This is a genomic window from Achromobacter sp. NPDC008082 (assembly GCF_042957345.1).
Taxonomy (GTDB): domain Bacteria; phylum Pseudomonadota; class Gammaproteobacteria; order Burkholderiales; family Burkholderiaceae_B; genus Achromobacter; species Achromobacter kerstersii_A.
In genome coordinates, this window is the sequence record NZ_JBIBIB010000002.1 from 629294 (window position 1) to 645254 (window position 15961).

Here is a 15961-nt window from a genome sequence, read left to right on the forward strand (position 1 = left end):
GGCTTAGTGCCGAGTGTTCCGTCCCTTATAATTTCAAGCATGCAGCATATTCGCAACTTCTCCATCATTGCCCACATCGATCATGGCAAATCGACCTTGGCCGATCGCTTGATCCAGCGCTGCGGCGGATTGGCGGATCGCGAAATGTCGGCGCAGGTGCTCGATTCCATGGAAATCGAGCGCGAGCGCGGCATTACCATCAAGGCCCAGACGGCCGCTTTGCACTACAAGGCGCAAGACGGCAAGGTCTACAACCTGAACCTGATCGACACCCCGGGGCACGTTGACTTCTCGTATGAAGTCAGCCGCTCGCTGTCGGCGTGCGAAGGCGCGCTGCTGGTGGTGGACGCGTCCCAAGGCGTGGAAGCGCAAACCGTGGCCAACTGCTACACCGCCATCGAGCTGGGTGTGGAAGTGGTGCCCGTGTTGAACAAGATGGATCTGCCGCAGGCTGATCCCGAAGGCGCGCGCCAAGAAGTGGAAGACGTCATCGGCATTGATGCCTCTGAAGCCGTGCTGGCCAGCGCCAAGACGGGCATGGGCATCGACGAAATCCTGGAAACCATTGTGGCCCGCGTGCCGGCGCCCAAGGGCGACCCCGAAGCGCCGCTGCAAGCGCTGATCATCGACTCGTGGTTCGACAACTACGTGGGCGTGGTGATGCTGGTGCGCATCATCAATGGCGTGCTCAAGCCCAAGGACAAGATCCTGCTGATGGCTTCCGGCGCCACCCACCTGTGCGAGCAGACCGGTGTGTTCACGCCGAAGTCGCAGCAGCGTCCGCATCTGTCGGCGGGCGAGGTCGGCTTCATCATCGCCGGCATCAAGCAGCTGGAAGACGCCAAGGTGGGCGACACGGTCACGCTCGCCAACAAGCCGGCGCCCGCCGCGCTGCCGGGCTTCAAGGAAGTGAAGCCGCAGGTGTTCGCCGGCCTGTACCCGGTGGAAAGCTCCGAATACGACCAGCTGCGTGACTCGCTCGACAAGCTCAAGCTGAACGACGCCGCACTCATGTTCGAACCGGAAGTCTCGCAAGCGCTGGGCTTCGGTTTCCGTTGCGGCTTCCTGGGCCTGTTGCACATGGAAATCGTGCAAGAGCGCCTGGAGCGCGAATTCGATATGGACATCATCACCACCGCGCCGTCGGTGGTGTATGAAGTCGAGCAGCGCGATGGCTCCGTCATCACGGTGGAAAGCCCGTCGCGCATGCCGGAAGTGGGCAAGATTCAGGACATTCGCGAGCCCATCGTGAAGGTCACGCTGTTCATGCCGCAAGACTATGTTGGCCCCGTGATGACGCTGTGCAATAACAAGCGCGGCTCGCAGGTCAACATGAGCTATCACGGCCGCCAGGTTCACCTGGTGTACGAAATCCCGCTGGCGGAAATCGTGCTGGACTTCTTCGACAAGCTGAAGTCGGTGTCGCGCGGCTATGCGTCGATGGACTACGAGTTCCTTGAATACCGCTCGGCTGACGTGGTGCGCGTGGACTTGCTGATCAACAACGACCGCGTTGATGCGCTGGCCGTGATTGTCCACCGCAGCAATGCGCGCCATCGCGCCCGTGATGTCGTGACCCGCATGCGTGGCCTGATCCCGCGCCAGATGTTTGACGTGGTGATCCAGGCGGCCATCGGCGCCGAAATCATTGCGCGTGAAAACGTGAAGGCGCTGCGCAAGAACGTGTTGGCCAAGTGCTATGGCGGCGACATCTCGCGCAAGAAGAAGCTGCTTGAAAAGCAGAAGGCCGGCAAGAAGCGCATGAAACAGGTGGGTAGCGTTGAGATCCCGCAGGAGGCGTTCCTGGCCATCCTGCAAGTGGAAGACAAGTAGAACCAAAAGAAGGCGGTTAGCTGATGAGTTGGAACTTTGCCCTGATCCTGTTTGTTCTGCTGGTCTTGACCGGCATTATCTGGGTGCTTGATCTGGCAGTGCTACGGCGTGGCCGTGAAGCACGGGCGCAAGCGGCAATGGCGCAGTACGACGCGGCCCTGATCGGTGACGCGCACGAAGCCGAGCGGCTGCGCCGCGAAGCCGGTGACGCCGCCCGCCGCGTGCCGTGGTGGATCGAATACGCCGTCAGCTTCTTTCCCGTCATTCTGTTCGTGTTCATGCTGCGTTCGTTCGTGGTGGAGCCGTTCCGGATTCCGTCGGGCTCGATGCTGCCGACCTTGCAGTCTGGCGATCTGATCCTGGTGAACAAGTTCAGCTATGGCTTGCGCCTGCCCGTCATCGACAAGAAGGTCGTCGACATCGGCAAGCCCCAACGCGGCGACGTGTTTGTGTTTCGCTACCCGGTTGATCCGGACGTGGATTACATCAAGCGCGTGGTCGGCCTGCCGGGCGACGAGATCGCTTATCTGGACAAAAAACTGTACGTAAACGGCGAATTGGTGCCGCATGTGCGCGACGGCGACTACTTTGAGCCGGATCGTGTGTCGTATATCGCACAATATAAAGAGAAGTTGGGCGACGTTGAGCACAAAATCCTGCTAGATGAAGGCAAGCCGCAGGATTATTCGCCGATGTGGCAATTTCCTCACCGTGAGAACTGCCAATACAGCCGCAATGGGGTACGCTGCAAAGTACCCGAAGGCAGTTATTTCGCCATGGGCGATAATCGGGATAACAGCGCAGACAGCCGATACTGGGGCTTCGTTCCAGAATCCAATATCGTCGGACGCGCTTTCTTCATCTGGATGAATTTCAGCGATCTCAGCCGCATTGGCCGGTTCAACTGATTATGTCGCTAGCCACGCTAGAAAACCGCCTGGATCACCACTTCGGTGATCCAGCCTTGCTTGAACAGGCACTGACGCATCGCAGTCATGGTGCGCGTCATAACGAGCGTTTGGAATTCCTTGGGGATTCCGTGCTGAACTTCGTTGTGGCCGCCATGCTGTTTGAACGCTATTCCAAAATCGACGAAGGCGACTTGTCGCGGCTGCGGGCCAATCTGGTCAAGCAGGCCTCGCTGGCCGACATCGCCCAACGCCTGGAGCTGTCGCAGTATTTGCGCCTGGGCGAAGGCGAATTGAAAAGCGGCGGGTTCCGCCGCCCATCGATTCTGGCCGATACCGTTGAAGCGCTGTTTGGCGCCGTCTTCCTGGATGCGGGCTTTGATGCCGCGCGTCGCGTGATCGTGCGCCAGTACCAGCCGGTACTGGCCTCGGTCGACCCCAAAACGCTGGGCAAGGACGCCAAGACCTTGCTGCAAGAATTCTTGCAAGGCCGCAAGCTGGCGCTGCCGTTGTACACGGTGGTGGCCACGCATGGCGCGGCTCACAGCCAGCAGTTCGAAGTCGAGTGCGCCATTCCGGCGCTCGAGATCAAGGTTACGGCGCCCGGCGCCAGCCGCCGTGCCGCCGAGCAATCGGCGGCCAAGCTGGCTTTGGAGGCCGCGCTGGCCATCAGCCCGGCCACCAAGGCTGCCCGCAAGTCGGGCAAGGCGCGCAAAACCGCGCAATTGTCGCTGCCTGTGGCAGTGGCTCAAGAGACTAAATGAGCGATACCCCTTTTCGTACCGGCTTTGTTGCCATCGTTGGCCGTCCCAATGTGGGCAAGTCCACGCTGACGAACGCCCTGATCGGTTCCAAGATTTCCATCGTGTCGCGCAAGGCGCAGACGACGCGCCACCGCATTCATGGCGTGCTGACGCGCGAGCACGAGCAGTTCGTTTTCGTTGACACCCCGGGCTTCCAGACGCGCCATGGCGGCGCCATGAACCGCATGATGAACCGCGTGGTGACGCAGGCCTTGGCCGACGTTGACGTGGTGGTGCATGTGGTTGAAGCCGGCAAGTGGTCGGAAGGCGACGCGAAGCTTTTGCCGCTGCTGCCCAACCCCGAGCGCACGATTCTGGTGGTCTCGAAGATCGACCAGATGAAGAACCGCGATGATCTTTTCGCCTTCGTGTCCAAGATCATGGCGCTGCATCCGTTCGGCGCCGTGGTGCCCGTCAGCGCCACGAAGAACCAGCAGCTGGATCAGCTGCTGGAAGAAATCGCCGCCCGCCTGCCGGAAGGCGAGGCGATGTTCGAAGAAGACACCCTGACTGACCGCCCCATGCGCTTCATCGCCGCCGAACTGGTGCGCGAGAAGATCTTCCGCCTGGTGGGCGACGAACTGCCGTATGGCTGCACCGTCGTTATCGAGCAATGGGAAGAAACCGCCAAGGGCGCCAGCATCAACGCTTGCGTGGTGGTCGAGCGCGACAGCCACAAGCCCATTTTGCTGGGCGCGGGCGGCATGCACATGAAGCGTATCGCCACGGAGGCGCGGCAAGACATCGCCAAGCTGCTGGACAAGCCCGTGCACCTGGAGGTCTATATCAAGGTGCGCAAGGGCTGGTCCGACCGCGAGGGTGCGCTCCGCGATCTGGGCTATGAGTAGACGGGCGCCTCGCGTCCAGGACCGCCCGGGCTTTATGTTGCACGCCACTGCGTGGCGTGAAACTTCCCTTATTGTTCAAACGTTCTCCCGCGATCATGGCTGTGTAGCCATGGTCGCCAAGGGCGCCAAGCGCCCGTACTCCGTGCTGCGCCCCGTCTTGTCGGCCTTTCAGCCCTTGCTGCTGTCCTGGACCGGCAATGGCGAGGTCAAGACGCTGACGCGCGCCGAGATCGCCGGCATCCGTCCGCTGACGGGTACTGCCCTGATGTCCGCCTGGTACATGAACGAGCTGCTGCTGCGTTTGCTGCCACGCGAAGATGCCCACCCCTTGCTGTTCGATGCCTACGACATGGCCTTGCAGCAGTTGTCCAACGGCACCCGCGCCGCTGGCGCATTGCGCCGCTTTGAATGGACGCTGCTGCGCGAAACCGGCTATGGCGTGGATGAAGCCGCGCCTGATTTCGAAGACACGACGATCGAGCCCGCATTGCGGCGCGATCTGCGTGAGCGATTGTCCGAGATTCTCGCCGGCCGTCCGCTGTCTACGCGGCGCGTGCTGATGGATCTGCAACGCATCTGAGCGCGCCGCGCCCCGCTTATGACCTTCACGCTAAAACAGGTCGAGACGTTTCGCACCGTCTATGAAACGGAAAGCGTGACGGCGGCCGCGCGCCGGCTGGACGTGTCGCCCGCGACGGTCAGCGCCACGTTGGCGGCGCTGGAAGCCAGTATTGAATTGCGCCTGTTTGAGCGCGTGCGCCAGCGCATGCAGCGCACCCCCGAAGCCACGCTGCTGTACGAGGAAATCCGCCGCCTGAATGTGGGCCTGGAAACCCTGGGCCGCAAAATCCGCGCGATCCGTGGCGCGGCCCAGCCGCGGTTGCGCATCGGCTGCATTCACGCCTATGGCGGGGCCATCGTCAGCGACGCCATCTCGCGTTTCCGGGAGCGCTATCCCGACACGCCGCTATACCTGCAAATTCGCGACTCCAATACCTTGCGCGACATGGTGGTGTCGGGCGAGCTGGACCTGGCCATGGTGGCCGATGAGTCCGAGCTGGAAGGGTTGCGGGGACACCGGCTGGCCAGCTTGCGCGCTGTGGCCGTCTTTCCGGCGGGGCACGCGTTATCGCGCGTGGAGCGTGTCGATTTTGCCCACCTTGCCGAAGAAGACGTGATTGCGTTGAACGCCGAGGATGGCTCGCGCAAACGATTGGATGCGCTGTTGCGCCAAGCCGGCCAGAGCCTGCACGTGGCGATCGAGACTCCGTATTCCAGCACCGTCTGCCAACTGGCGCTGGCCGGGCACGGCGTGGGCATCGCCAACCCGGCGACGGCGGTCGGCATGGAGGCGGCAGGGCTGTGCTACCGCCCGCTGACGGCCTTGGTGCATTTTGAATGCCACATGATTCTGCATGGCAGCCGGCCCTTGTCCGAGGCGGGAAAATTCTGGGCCACATGCCTGCGCGGCGTGCTGGCCCCGCTGGTGGATCGCTTCGGCGTCTAGCGCCGATTCCTGCCCGTGTGCAGGAACCGGCGGCGCATACGGGATCAGCCGCGACGCCCGTCGGACGTCACCATCAATACGACTGAAGACTCGGCATCCAGCATGCCCACACGGCGCAACTGGGCCACGGCCGCCAGCGCGGCGGCGGAAGACAGCTCGGCGCTGATCCCTCTGCGCGCCAGACGCTGTTGCGCCTGGGTGGCTGCTGCGTCAGACACGTCTACCGGCGTTCCCCCCGACCGTTCCAACGCGGCCAGCGATTGCAGCGTGCAGGTGCCGCCTGCAATCGAATACTGCTCGGTCGCACCGTCCCACAGGCCGCGCGCATCGCCCGTAGCAAGGGCCTGCGACAAGCGAGCGTACGGCTCGACGGCGTGCAGGCGGGGCAGGCGCGCGATGCGCCCCGTTTCGTACAAGTGCTGCCACCCCAGAAAGATTCCCCAGAGCAGATCGCCGCGCGCCGTGGGAACGATGATGTCCGTCGGTACGCCGCATTGATCGAAGATTTCCTGGGCGATGGGCTTGTAGCCTTCGACGCCATAGGGATGCGTGCCGACCGGCGGATTCAAATAGTTGGTGCCGGCAAACGCCCCCTGGTTGCGGCACAGGTCTTCCACATAGGGCCAGCGCGCCAGGCTGTCGTCAAAGGCGCTGAGCGTGGCGCCGAAGCGTTCCATGGCCTCCCGTTGCAGGGGCGGGCAGTTGCGGGTGATGGCGATATCGGCGTGCAAACCGGCGGCGGCGCAATACGCGGCAATCGAAACACCAGCGTTTCCGCTGGACGCGGCCGCCACGCGGGCCGCGCCGATCAAGGCCGCACGCGACACCAACTGCGCGGCCATCCGGTCCTTGTGGCTGCCGGTGGGGTTGGCGCCTTCGCACTTGAGCCAAAGCTGGCCAAGGCCTTCGGCTTGTGCAAGGTCCGCGGCGTTCAGGCACGGCGTGGCGCCTTCGCCCAGCGTCACCGGCGCCAGCACCGGCAGGGGCATTGCGTCGTCCGCGTCCGTGGACGTGTAGCGGCATTCCAAGGTGGCGGCGTGGCCTGCCGCCAGACAAGTGGGGCAGCCTTCGGGATAGTCACCGGGGGGCCACAGGCTGGCGCAACGGATACAACGCAGGCCGGACAATCTAGGGTTCATCTGCATGGGTCAGTATTGTGAAGCAAGGGAGTCCAGGGGACGGGCAGGCGCGACTTGAATCAGGCAATCGCCCGGGTCGCTTCGAGCGATGGCGCGCAGGCAGACCACCGTGCCCGTCTGCGGGCTAAGCAAGCTTTGCATGGGCTTATCGGGCCGGGCTGGCTCAATCAAACGGCCAATGCGTTGGCCCGCCGTGATGATCTGCCCCAGCTCGACGCTAGGCACGAAGACCCCGGCGTCGCTCGCGCGCAGCGTGGCGGCAGGCACGTCCAGGTCGTAAATCTGCACGGCGGGATACGTCGGGCGCGGGGCGTTCGGCAACAGGCCCAGTTCGCTCAGGCAGCCCAGCAGGCCATCGCGGCAAGCGTCGGCAAGGCTGCTGCGGGTTTCCCGGCCGCCGCCTATTTCCGCGCTCAGGCGCAACACGCCGTGGCGGCTGGCGGCGGCGGGCATGGAACCGGTTTCATTGCCGCGAAAGAACATGCACTGCGGCAAGCCGAAGGCGCGCGCCAGGGCGGGCAGGCGTTCGTCGAAGGCGTCATTGCCGTATCGCGTGATGACGGACGACGGCAGATAGCGCAACGACGCACCGCCGCTATGCACGTCCACCATGGCCTGGATGTGCGGCAACAGCTTCGCTTCCAACGCGGCCGCCACGCTTTCGGTATAGCCGCGCGCGGGCGCGCCCAGGAAGGCGCGGTTCAAATTGCCGCCGTCATTAGGGGATAGCCGGGTGCCAGCCAGCGAGGCTTCGGCATTGACGGCGGGCAGCAGATAGACCGTGCCGCGTTGCAGAACCGCGGGCAGGTGGTGCCACAAGTCCAGGATGGCCGCCTGGCCTTCCCATTCATCGCCATGCACGCCGGCAATCAAGGCAACCGCCGGGCCGGGGCCCGCCTCAACGCGCAGCATGGGGATGGTGACGCGGCGGTAGGCCGACTCGTTGGTGGCGGCGGCTACGGAAAAATCCTCGCGGCTTACGCGGACCATGCGGCGCCTCCGGCAGGCGCATGCGGCTGGCTCAATCCAGCGTAGCGGCCTTGATGATGCTTTCCCATTTGGGCAGCTCCTTGCGAATCTGGGTTTGTACGTCCTGCGGGGTGCCGCCCAGGGGCTCTTGCGAACGGCTGCGCAGTTCTTTTTCCACGCTCTCTGATCGCAACGCCTGGTTCATGGCGGCATTCAATTTGGCGACGACGGCGGGCGGCGTGCCGGCCGGCGCAATCAGTGCGCTCCAGGCTGATTGCTCGTAGTTGGGATAGCCCTGTTCGGCCACCGTCGGCACATCCGGGTTGGACGCGGCGCGCGACTTGGTCGTTACCGCCAGCGCACGCAGCCGGCCGTCCTTCAGATTGCCGATCAGGGGCGGCAGGTTTTCCATCATGGAATCGACGTGTCCGCCAAGCAGGTCGGACAGTTGCGCCGCTGTCGCCTTGTAGGGAATCTGGCGCACGGCCGCGCCGGTTTGTGCGATGAAAAGCTTCACGCCGACCTCGCTGGTCGTGCCCGGATCAGCCGACGTCATGGTCAGGCGGTCGGGCTGGGCGCGGCTGGCTTCGATGAAGCTTTTCAAGTCGCGGTACGGCGACGCGGCGTTCACGACAATGACGTTCGGCGTTTCTGCCACCAGGCCGATCGGCGTGATATCGCGGTCCAGGTCATAGAGCTGCTGCTTGAACAAGAAGCGATGCAGCACCAGCGTGCCAACGTGGGCGTAGCCGATGGTGTAGCCATCGGCGGCGGCTCGCACGACGGCCTGCGTGCCGATGCGGCCGCCCGCGCCCACGCGATTTTCCACAACGACGGGCTGACCCAGCTGCCGGCTCATTTCCTGGCCGATCAGCCGGGCGGTGATGTCCGCATTACCGCCTGCGGCGGCGGGCACGATCAGCGTGATCGCGCGGATCGGATAGTCGGCTTGCGCGGCCGTTCCGGCAAGGCAAAGCAACACAGCGGCAAGACAGGCAGTGCGTTTCATGACGATTCCCGAGGCGTTGAGAGCTGCGCCATTGTGCGGTCGTCGCCCGGGTATGTCGTTTGCTTGGGTCAGATGGATAGTCAGAAAAATCTAACGGTTTTATTTCTTTTTTGCGTCGGCCTTGGCCCCCAAGCCGTAACCCACCGCTGCGGCGGCCAGGGCAACCGCTGCGCCCAGCAGCGCGATCAGCGCGGCGCCATAGCCCAGCATGTCCACGCCGGCTTTGACCCATCCACTGGCCGCATCCCCGCCCCGGTACACCACGGTGTCGATCACGCTCTTGGTTTTGTATTTATCTTCCGCCGGCACCGCGGTGAACAGCATCTCGCGCCCCGGACGGATCAGGGCGTATTCCCCCGCGCGGCGCAGGATCATCGCGGCAGCCAGGACGCCAAAGACAGGAAAGGCGGCCAGCGCCAGAAATGACACGCCTACGGCGAGCGGCACCGCCGTCAATAGAAAGCGCAGCCCCAGGCGCGCGGCAATCCGGCCAGACAGAAAGAGCTGGGACAGCAGCGCCAGGGTTTGCACGGTGAAGTCCAGCGCGCTGAACACGCGCAGGCGCTCGGCGGTGGTGGGAAACGCGTCAGCAACGAGCCGCGCCTGCTCCATGTACAGAAAGGTATTCAGCGTGGCCAGCAAAATCACCAACAGCGAAATGCCCAGCAGGAAGCGCGATTGGAAGATGCGGGAAATGCCAGCCAGGATGGCGCCCTGGATGGGTTGCTGCATGTCCTCTGGGGCGACCTCCATGCGCGTTTCGGTGCGCCAGCGCAGCAGCCACTGCTTCAGGGGCAACGTGGCCGTCAGCAATAGTGCCGATAACAGCAGCAGGCCAGCCGGGCCTAGCGCGCCCGCCAACAGCGCGCCGAGTAATGGCCCGCACAGTCCACCCGCGCTCGCTCCCGCCGCGATCAGCGCAAACAGGCGCTTGGCCGATTCCATTCGGAACACGTCGGCCATCAGGCTCCACGCGATAGAGACCACGAACAGGTTGAACTCCGACAGCCACACGTAGAACGCACGCGCGGCCCAGACACTGTCGGGCCGGAGATGGAGCAAGGCCGCAAACCCCGCCATGGTCAGCGCGAACAGGCTGTAGACCCAGGTCAACAGCGTGGCGCGCGGCACCCGGGCGGACAGCCAGCCAAACAACGGCACCACCGCCAGCGTCGCCACGAAGGTTGCCGTGAACAGCCATTGCAATTGATTCACGCCGGCTTGGATGCCCATCGTCTCGCGGATGGGGCGCAGCATGAAATAGCCGCAGAACAGAAAGAAGAAGAACGCAAAGCCGCACGCGGCGGGCGCGAGTTCGTCTTCTCGGATGCCCAATGCCCGCGCCGCGCGTTGGCGCAGGGAGTGGAGGGCGTCAGCCATCGCTTAAGCCAGCAGGGCGGCGATGCGTTCGCGCATGGCGGCGTCGGGCTGCCGGCCAAACCCGGCGAGCACGTTGTCGGCCATGTTGGACGGCTTGGACGTGGCGGGGATGACGGCGGTGACGGCGGGGTGTCCGATGATGAATTTCAGGAATAGCTGCGCCCACGAGGTGCAGCCGATTTCCGCGGCCAGGGCAGGCAGGGCGCGGCCCTTTACCTGGCGAAATAGCGCGCCGTCCTGGAATGGCCGGTTGATCAGCACCGCCACGCCGTTGGCCTGGCAAGCGGGCAGCAGGCGCTTTTCGGCGCTGCGCGCACCCACGGACAGATTGATCTGAAGGAAGTCTGGCTTCTCGCTTTCAACCAGTTGGGTCAGTTCGTCATGCGCGTAGTCGGTGTAGTGCGTGATGCCGACGTAGCGGGTGACGCCTTGCTGCTTGAGCTCTCGCAGCAGCGCCAGCTGGTTGCGGGTGTCGATCAGGTTGTGGACCTGGATGAGGTCAAGCTTGTCGCTGCGCAACCGTTTCTGGGATTGGCGCACCTGCTCCATGGCGGACTCGCGCCCCGTCGTGCCGATCTTCGTGGCCAGAAACACTTGTTGGCGCAGGCCGCCGTTGCGCGCCAGTAAGGCGCCGACGACGGCTTCGGCCTGGCCGTAGCTGGGGGCGGTGTCGATCAGGAAGCCGCCTTCTTTCATGAAGGTGTCCAGCACCTGAGCCAGCGGCGCCATTGCGGCGGCGTCGTCGGGCGGTGCGTTGAAGGTGTCGGCCGTGCCTAGCCCGATGACGGGGATTTGCTCGCCGGACGCGGGAATGGCCCGGCTGAGCATGGCCTGTTTGACGCTGAGCGCACGCGCGGCGCCGGCGGGTCCCAGCAGCGCGGCGCAGGTAGCGGTCTGAAGGAATCGGCGGCGGTCGGGCATGGAAAGCGCTCCTGGTGAAAAGCCGAAATAAAAAAAGGCCTACATGCGAATGTAGGCCTTTTGCTGAGTCTTGCGCCCGGCGATTACTCGCGGTTGCCGCCGAAGATGCCCAGCAGCATCAGCAGGTTCGAGAAGACGTTATAGACGTCCAGGTAAATGGCCAGCGTGGCGGACACGTAGTTGGTTTCGCCACCGTTCACGACGCGTTGCAGGTCAACCAGCATGAAGGCCGAGAAGATGACGATGGCCATCACCGAGATGGTCAGCATCAGGGCCGGCAGTTGCAGGAAGATGTTGGCCAGGGCTGCGACCAGAATCACGACGGCGCCAATGAACAGGAATTTCTGCATTCCCGACAAGTCGCGCTTGATGGTGGTGGCCAGCGTGGCCATCGTGCCGAACACGATTGCCGTGCCGCCGAAGGCCGTCATGACCAGCTGCGAGCCGTTGCTAAAGCCCATCACGAAGCCGAGCAAGCGCGACAGCATGATGCCCATGAAGAACGTGAAGGCCAGCAGCAGGACAACGCCCATCGAGTTGTTCTTGTTTTTCTCGATGGCGAACATCATGCCGAATGCGCCGACCAGGAACACGATGGCGGACAGACCCGGGCTTGCGCCCATGACACGGTTGATGCCGGTGTAGAGGCCGACCGCGGCGCCCAGCACCGTGGGGATCAGCGAAAGCGCCAAGAGCCAGTAGGTGTTGCGCAGGACCTGGTTGCGAGCGACCTCGCCCGGCGCGCCGGCGACCGAGCCGGAACGGTTAAAAGGGGACGGACGATATTCGTTCATGGAGAACTCCTGTGTACGGCAAAAATGGTGATTGCCTAGAAGGCTTAGATGCGAAGGATACCTTACAGTTCCCTGAAGAATCCAGTTTTTGGAAGATTTAGACCGGTTGCCGGACGCGCATTTCGCGCTCCGCGCTAGCCCGGTTTTACCTCGCTAAGCACACGGGCCACGATACCCGGTAATTCAGCATCCATGCGCATTTGTATCTGATCGATAGCGTCGGCCAGCGCGCGGCGCATCAGCTGTTCCACTTCGGCTTGCAGGCGGGCAGATAGCACCGACGCGTCAGGCAGGGCGGGGGCGGGCGTTTGCAGCGCGGCGGCATAGGCAGCCGGCGCTTCGTCCACATCCCAATCATGGCCTTGCCCATCGGCGATATCCGTCAGCAGCGGAAAGGCGTCGTCAGCATCCGCGTCATCGGCCAGATCCGTCAGCAAGGGGGCATCGGGTTCCGCCGGACCCAGAGGCGCGTGCAACGTCGGCTCGGCCCGTTGGGTCAACGTAGGGATGCCGGGATCAGTGGGGCGAGAGGGCATGGGAACTCCCGAAGTTCAAATGGCGAGGCGGGCGGGACGATGGCCCGCCGGGTCGGATAGGGCAATCAGGCGCCAGGGGGCTGGCGGCTGAGATCGTGGCTTTGCGGCGTGTGGCCAGCGTTCTGGTAGATGCGCCAGCGCTGGCGGGCCGCCTGCTTGTCGTCCGGGTCATCCGACACGATTTCAAGCAGACGCTCGAAGGTGTCGAAGCCAGGCGGGCAGTCGTTGTCCAGATTCAGCAGCCAGAGTGGGGACGTGTCGCCACTGTCTGCGGGCCGGGCGGCCAGCGCCGCTTGTTGCGGGTCGCCCGCCGTCAGCACCACCGGTGTTTCGGCCGCCAGCGGGTCATTGGCCAGCACGTGCGGCACGAAAGCCGTGTCGTCGAACGCCCACAGCATGCGGTCGAACGCGGCCAAGCGTGAGCCGTCTTTACAGTACACCACCAGCCGCTGCCCAGCCAGGAAGCGCTTGCGCACCACCTGGCAGGCGGTGCGCAAGCGGTCGGGCGCGCCGAAGGCGAAGTCGATCCGCGTCATGCCCGGTTCCGTTGCAAGGGCTTCAAACCTGGTCCAGCAGGTATTGCATCAGCAGGGGCACGGGGCGGCCGGTGGCGCCCTTGTCCTTGCCGCCGCGCCACGCGGTGCCGGCGATGTCCAGGTGGGCCCACGGATAGGCCTTGGTGAAGCGCGACAGGAAGCACGCGGCGGTCACAGCGCCGGCCGGTGGGCCGCCGATGTTGGCCAGGTCGGCGAAGTTGGACTTCAGTTGTTCTTGATAGGCGTCGTCCATCGGCATGCGCCAGGCGGTGTCCAGCGACTGGCGGCCGGCAGAGGCCAGGGCCTCGGCCAGGGCGTCGTCCTTGGAGAAGAGGCCGGTATTGACGTTGCCCAGCGCCACGACGCACGCGCCGGTCAGCGTGGCGATGTCGATGACGGCGGCCGGCTTGAAGCGTTCGGCGTAGGTCAGGGCGTCGCACAGGACCAGGCGGCCTTCGGCGTCGGTGTTCAGGATTTCGATGGTCAGGCCGGCCATGCTGGTGACGACGTCACCCGGCTTGTTGGCCGTGCCGCTCGGCAGGTTTTCGCAAGCGGGGATGATGCCGACGACGTCCAGCGGGAGCTCCAGCTCGGCCAGAGCGCGGAACGAACCCAGCACGCTGGCGGCGCCGCACATGTCGTACTTCATTTCGTCCATGGTGGCGGCGGGTTTGAGCGAGATGCCGCCGGCGTCGAATGTGATGCCCTTGCCTACCAGCACGATCGGGCCTTGCGCCGACTTGGCGGCTTTCTTGGCAGCCGCCTTGGCGCCCGCGTGGCGCAACACGATGAAGCGCAACGGTTCGGCCGAGCCGCGTGCGACGGACAGGAACGAGCCCATGCCCAGCGCTTCGACCTGCTTCTTGTCCAGCACTTCCACCTTCACCGACTTGAATTCGCGGGCCAGGCGCTTGGCCGTGTCGCCCAGGTAGGTCGGGGTGCAGATGTTGCCGGGCAGGTTGCCCAGGGTGCGGGTCAGCTCCATGCCGTTGGCGATGGCGTTGCCTTCACGCAAGCCCTTCTGGGCTTGGGCGGACTCGGCGCGCTCCACAATCTGAACGATCTTCTTCAGCTTGGGGCGGGCGTCGCGGTCGGGTTTGCCGAAGCTGGCGTCGTAGTGATAGGTGGCGTTGCCGGCCGCAATGGCGGCGCTGCGGGCGCGAGCAATGACGGGCACGTCCGCGATCGCGTTGGCGACCAGCGTGGACACGCCTTCGGTCAGTTGGGCGGCAACGCAGACCGAGGCAAATGCCTGCTCGGCCGACGCGTGCGCGCGGGCTGAGTATTCATCTTGCTTGCCCAGGCCAACCAGCACCACGCGCTGCGCGGTGACGCCGGGCAATGCGCGCAACGTCAGGGTGGAGCCGGCGCGTCCGCGGAACTCGGCCTTGGCCACGGCGCGCACGGCGCCGTTGGATGCACGGTCGATGATGTCGGCGGCGGGGCTCAACACGCCATCCGCGAACACCCCGACAGCCAGGGCGGCGGTTTTAACTTGGTGCAGGGAAGCAGTGGTCTGTGTGCTAAATTCCATGAGGGTTTCCCGTGTGCGTCTGTGTATGATGCGGTCGATTATCCCGCATATTCTCCCATGTCTCTATTTAAACGCTCTGTCGTCAGCGAGATCACCAGTCACGCTGGCGTTGTCTTTTCCACGTTGCTCATCGTGTGGCTCAGCGTGCTCCTTGTGCGCCTGCTCGGTGAAGCCGCGGGCGGCAACATCGGAGCCGACGTCGTTCTCGTGCTGGCCGCGTTGTCGACCATCACTGCCTTGCCAACCATCCTGGCCGTCTCGATCTTCATCGCGGTGCTGACGACCGTCACGCGCAATTACCGTGAATCCGAAATGGTGGTGTGGTTCGCCAGCGGCCTGTCGCTGGCGGATTGGCTAAAGCCCGTGCTGCGCGTGGCCATTCCCGTGGCCTTGGCGGTGGCGGGCCTGACGCTGGTCGCCGCGCCCTGGGCGTACCGCCAGATCGGCGAATACCACGAGCGCTTCGAACAACGTTCCGACTTGTCCAAGGTCACGGCCGGGCAGTTCGCGGAATCGTCCGGCGGCAACCGCGTGTTCTTCTCCGAAGACCCCATCACGCCCTCTGATGAACTGGGTAACGTGTTCGCGCGCGAAACCGGCCCTGAATGGTTGAGCGTGTTGACCGCAAGCAGCGCCCACAGCGAAACCTTGCCCAATGGCGACCGTTTCCTGGTGCTGGGCGAGGGCCACCGCTATGACCTGAAGCCCGGCACGCCGGAAATCCGGCTGGTGCACTTCGACAAATACGGGCTGCGCCTGGAAAGCAAGGCCGGGGGCGACCCCATCGGCGAAGCGCGGGCCGCGGCCGAGCGTTCGTCCAAGGCGCGCACCACGATGCAGCTGGTTGCGGACAACACGGACAGCAGCTGGTCGCAAGTGATGTGGCGCATTTCATTGCCGTTGGCCGCGCTGAATCTGGCGCTGCTGGCCATTCCGCTGGGAGCGGTGAACCCGCGCCTGGGCCGGTCGGGCGATTTGCTGATCGCGGGTCTGGTCGGCTTGCTCTATATGAACCTGATCAACCTGTCGCGCGCCTGGATTTCCAACGGCAAGCTCAGTTTCGGCGTGGGCGTATGGGCCATCCACGGCGTGGTGGCGCTGCTGACCGTGTTCCTGCTGATGCGGCGCTTGCGGGTGAAAGCGCCCAAGAACGGCGCCAACAGCCCGGCAGCAACCTAAGGCCGCAACCTAAGGCCGCGACGTCAGGCAAAGCGACGGGGCATTGCGAGGGCTGCGGCCCTCGC

At 64.2% G+C, this 15961-nt stretch carries 16 protein-coding genes; 7 read left to right on the top strand and 9 right to left on the bottom strand.

Annotation, left to right across the window (positions count from 1 at the left end; translation table 11 throughout):
* Window positions 1-39: 39 nt before the first annotated feature.
* From lepA to ACFZAI_RS09945, 6 genes are read left to right on the top strand one after another with little or no spacing between them, the layout of a single operon-like run.
* Window positions 40-1833, top strand: a complete 1794-nt coding sequence (gene lepA, locus ACFZAI_RS09920; RefSeq protein ID WP_391566741.1) for a translation elongation factor 4 — start codon at window positions 40-42, stop codon at window positions 1831-1833.
* Window positions 1834-1856: 23 nt separating this feature from the next.
* Complete coding sequence (lepB, locus tag ACFZAI_RS09925; RefSeq protein ID WP_391566742.1) at window positions 1857-2741, top strand: signal peptidase I; 885 nt, start codon at window positions 1857-1859, stop codon at window positions 2739-2741.
* A gap of 2 nt (window positions 2742-2743) precedes the next feature.
* Window positions 2744-3505: a ribonuclease III gene (gene rnc / locus ACFZAI_RS09930; RefSeq protein ID WP_006218051.1), complete on the top strand. Its 762-nt coding sequence runs from the start codon at window positions 2744-2746 to the stop codon at window positions 3503-3505.
* Complete coding sequence (era, locus tag ACFZAI_RS09935; RefSeq protein ID WP_391566743.1) at window positions 3502-4392, top strand: GTPase Era; 891 nt, start codon at window positions 3502-3504, stop codon at window positions 4390-4392. The genes rnc and era overlap by 4 nt, the downstream gene beginning before the upstream one ends.
* Window positions 4385-4972 (top strand): DNA repair protein RecO, encoded by a 588-nt coding sequence (recO, locus tag ACFZAI_RS09940; protein WP_391566744.1) that lies wholly within the window; start codon window positions 4385-4387, stop codon window positions 4970-4972. The genes era and recO overlap by 8 nt, the downstream gene beginning before the upstream one ends.
* An 18-nt stretch (window positions 4973-4990) precedes the next feature.
* On the top strand, window positions 4991-5899 hold the full coding sequence (locus tag ACFZAI_RS09945) for a LysR family transcriptional regulator (protein ID WP_391566745.1): 909 nt from the start codon (window positions 4991-4993) through the stop codon (window positions 5897-5899).
* 44 nt (window positions 5900-5943) lie between these two features.
* Here ACFZAI_RS09945 and ACFZAI_RS09950 read toward each other — a convergent pair whose 3' ends face one another.
* The 9 genes from ACFZAI_RS09950 to ACFZAI_RS09990 all read right to left on the bottom strand — a co-directional run bounded on the left by ACFZAI_RS09950 (window position 5944) and on the right by ACFZAI_RS09990 (window position 14717).
* Window positions 5944-7044: a pyridoxal-phosphate dependent enzyme gene (locus ACFZAI_RS09950; protein ID WP_391566746.1), complete on the bottom strand. Its 1101-nt coding sequence runs from the start codon at window positions 7042-7044 to the stop codon at window positions 5944-5946.
* 3 nt (window positions 7045-7047) lie between these two features.
* Window positions 7048-8028 (bottom strand): succinylglutamate desuccinylase/aspartoacylase family protein, encoded by a 981-nt coding sequence (locus tag ACFZAI_RS09955; protein ID WP_391566747.1) that lies wholly within the window; start codon window positions 8026-8028, stop codon window positions 7048-7050.
* Window positions 8029-8059: 31 nt separating this feature from the next.
* Window positions 8060-9016, bottom strand: a complete 957-nt coding sequence (locus tag ACFZAI_RS09960) for a Bug family tripartite tricarboxylate transporter substrate binding protein (protein WP_391566748.1) — start codon at window positions 9014-9016, stop codon at window positions 8060-8062.
* 99 nt (window positions 9017-9115) lie between these two features.
* Window positions 9116-10396, bottom strand: a complete 1281-nt coding sequence (locus ACFZAI_RS09965) for an NTP/NDP exchange transporter (protein ID WP_391566749.1) — start codon at window positions 10394-10396, stop codon at window positions 9116-9118.
* Window positions 10397-10399: 3 nt separating this feature from the next.
* Window positions 10400-11317 (bottom strand): aldo/keto reductase, encoded by a 918-nt coding sequence (locus tag ACFZAI_RS09970; RefSeq protein WP_391566750.1) that lies wholly within the window; start codon window positions 11315-11317, stop codon window positions 10400-10402.
* An 83-nt stretch (window positions 11318-11400) separates the two neighbouring features.
* Window positions 11401-12111: a Bax inhibitor-1/YccA family protein gene (locus tag ACFZAI_RS09975; RefSeq protein WP_054423999.1), complete on the bottom strand. Its 711-nt coding sequence runs from the start codon at window positions 12109-12111 to the stop codon at window positions 11401-11403.
* Window positions 12112-12245: 134 nt separating this feature from the next.
* Window positions 12246-12647 carry a hypothetical protein gene (locus tag ACFZAI_RS09980; protein ID WP_391566751.1) on the bottom strand — a complete coding sequence of 134 codons (402 nt, stop codon included), beginning with the start codon at window positions 12645-12647 and terminating at the stop codon, window positions 12246-12248.
* Between the two features lie 65 nt (window positions 12648-12712).
* Entirely contained in the window at window positions 12713-13183 is a 471-nt protein-coding gene (locus ACFZAI_RS09985) for a DNA polymerase III subunit chi (RefSeq protein WP_391566752.1), read from the bottom strand.
* 22 nt (window positions 13184-13205) lie between these two features.
* Window positions 13206-14717, bottom strand: a complete 1512-nt coding sequence (locus ACFZAI_RS09990) for a leucyl aminopeptidase (protein ID WP_391566753.1) — start codon at window positions 14715-14717, stop codon at window positions 13206-13208.
* A 57-nt stretch (window positions 14718-14774) separates the two neighbouring features.
* On the opposite strand from ACFZAI_RS09990, the gene lptF reads away from it, so the two are divergent.
* Entirely contained in the window at window positions 14775-15896 is a 1122-nt protein-coding gene (lptF, locus tag ACFZAI_RS09995; protein WP_391566754.1) for an LPS export ABC transporter permease LptF, read from the top strand.
* Window positions 15897-15961: the final 65 nt, after the last annotated feature.

What these genes read in the sequence shown, in the direction of transcription:
- ACFZAI_RS09950 (WP_391566746.1), bottom strand. Translation starts at nt 7,044, where the DNA reads ATGCAGATGAACCCTAGATTGTCCGGCCTGCGTTGTATCCGTTGCGCC.
- lptF (WP_391566754.1), top strand. Translation starts at nt 14,775, where the DNA reads ATGTCTCTATTTAAACGCTCTGTCGTCAGCGAGATCACCAGTCACGCT.
- ACFZAI_RS09945 (WP_391566745.1), top strand. Translation starts at nt 4,991, where the DNA reads ATGACCTTCACGCTAAAACAGGTCGAGACGTTTCGCACCGTCTATGAA.
- ACFZAI_RS09960 (WP_391566748.1), bottom strand. Translation starts at nt 9,016, where the DNA reads ATGAAACGCACTGCCTGTCTTGCCGCTGTGTTGCTTTGCCTTGCCGGA.
- ACFZAI_RS09980 (WP_391566751.1), bottom strand. Translation starts at nt 12,647, where the DNA reads ATGCCCTCTCGCCCCACTGATCCCGGCATCCCTACGTTGACCCAACGG.
- ACFZAI_RS09985 (WP_391566752.1), bottom strand. Translation starts at nt 13,183, where the DNA reads ATGACGCGGATCGACTTCGCCTTCGGCGCGCCCGACCGCTTGCGCACC.
- lepA (WP_391566741.1), top strand. Translation starts at nt 40, where the DNA reads ATGCAGCATATTCGCAACTTCTCCATCATTGCCCACATCGATCATGGC.
- rnc (WP_006218051.1), top strand. Translation starts at nt 2,744, where the DNA reads ATGTCGCTAGCCACGCTAGAAAACCGCCTGGATCACCACTTCGGTGAT.
- ACFZAI_RS09970 (WP_391566750.1), bottom strand. Translation starts at nt 11,317, where the DNA reads ATGCCCGACCGCCGCCGATTCCTTCAGACCGCTACCTGCGCCGCGCTG.
- ACFZAI_RS09965 (WP_391566749.1), bottom strand. Translation starts at nt 10,396, where the DNA reads ATGGCTGACGCCCTCCACTCCCTGCGCCAACGCGCGGCGCGGGCATTG.
- ACFZAI_RS09975 (WP_054423999.1), bottom strand. Translation starts at nt 12,111, where the DNA reads ATGAACGAATATCGTCCGTCCCCTTTTAACCGTTCCGGCTCGGTCGCC.
- recO (WP_391566744.1), top strand. Translation starts at nt 4,385, where the DNA reads ATGAGTAGACGGGCGCCTCGCGTCCAGGACCGCCCGGGCTTTATGTTG.
- era (WP_391566743.1), top strand. Translation starts at nt 3,502, where the DNA reads ATGAGCGATACCCCTTTTCGTACCGGCTTTGTTGCCATCGTTGGCCGT.
- lepB (WP_391566742.1), top strand. Translation starts at nt 1,857, where the DNA reads ATGAGTTGGAACTTTGCCCTGATCCTGTTTGTTCTGCTGGTCTTGACC.
- ACFZAI_RS09990 (WP_391566753.1), bottom strand. Translation starts at nt 14,717, where the DNA reads ATGGAATTTAGCACACAGACCACTGCTTCCCTGCACCAAGTTAAAACC.
- ACFZAI_RS09955 (WP_391566747.1), bottom strand. Translation starts at nt 8,028, where the DNA reads ATGGTCCGCGTAAGCCGCGAGGATTTTTCCGTAGCCGCCGCCACCAAC.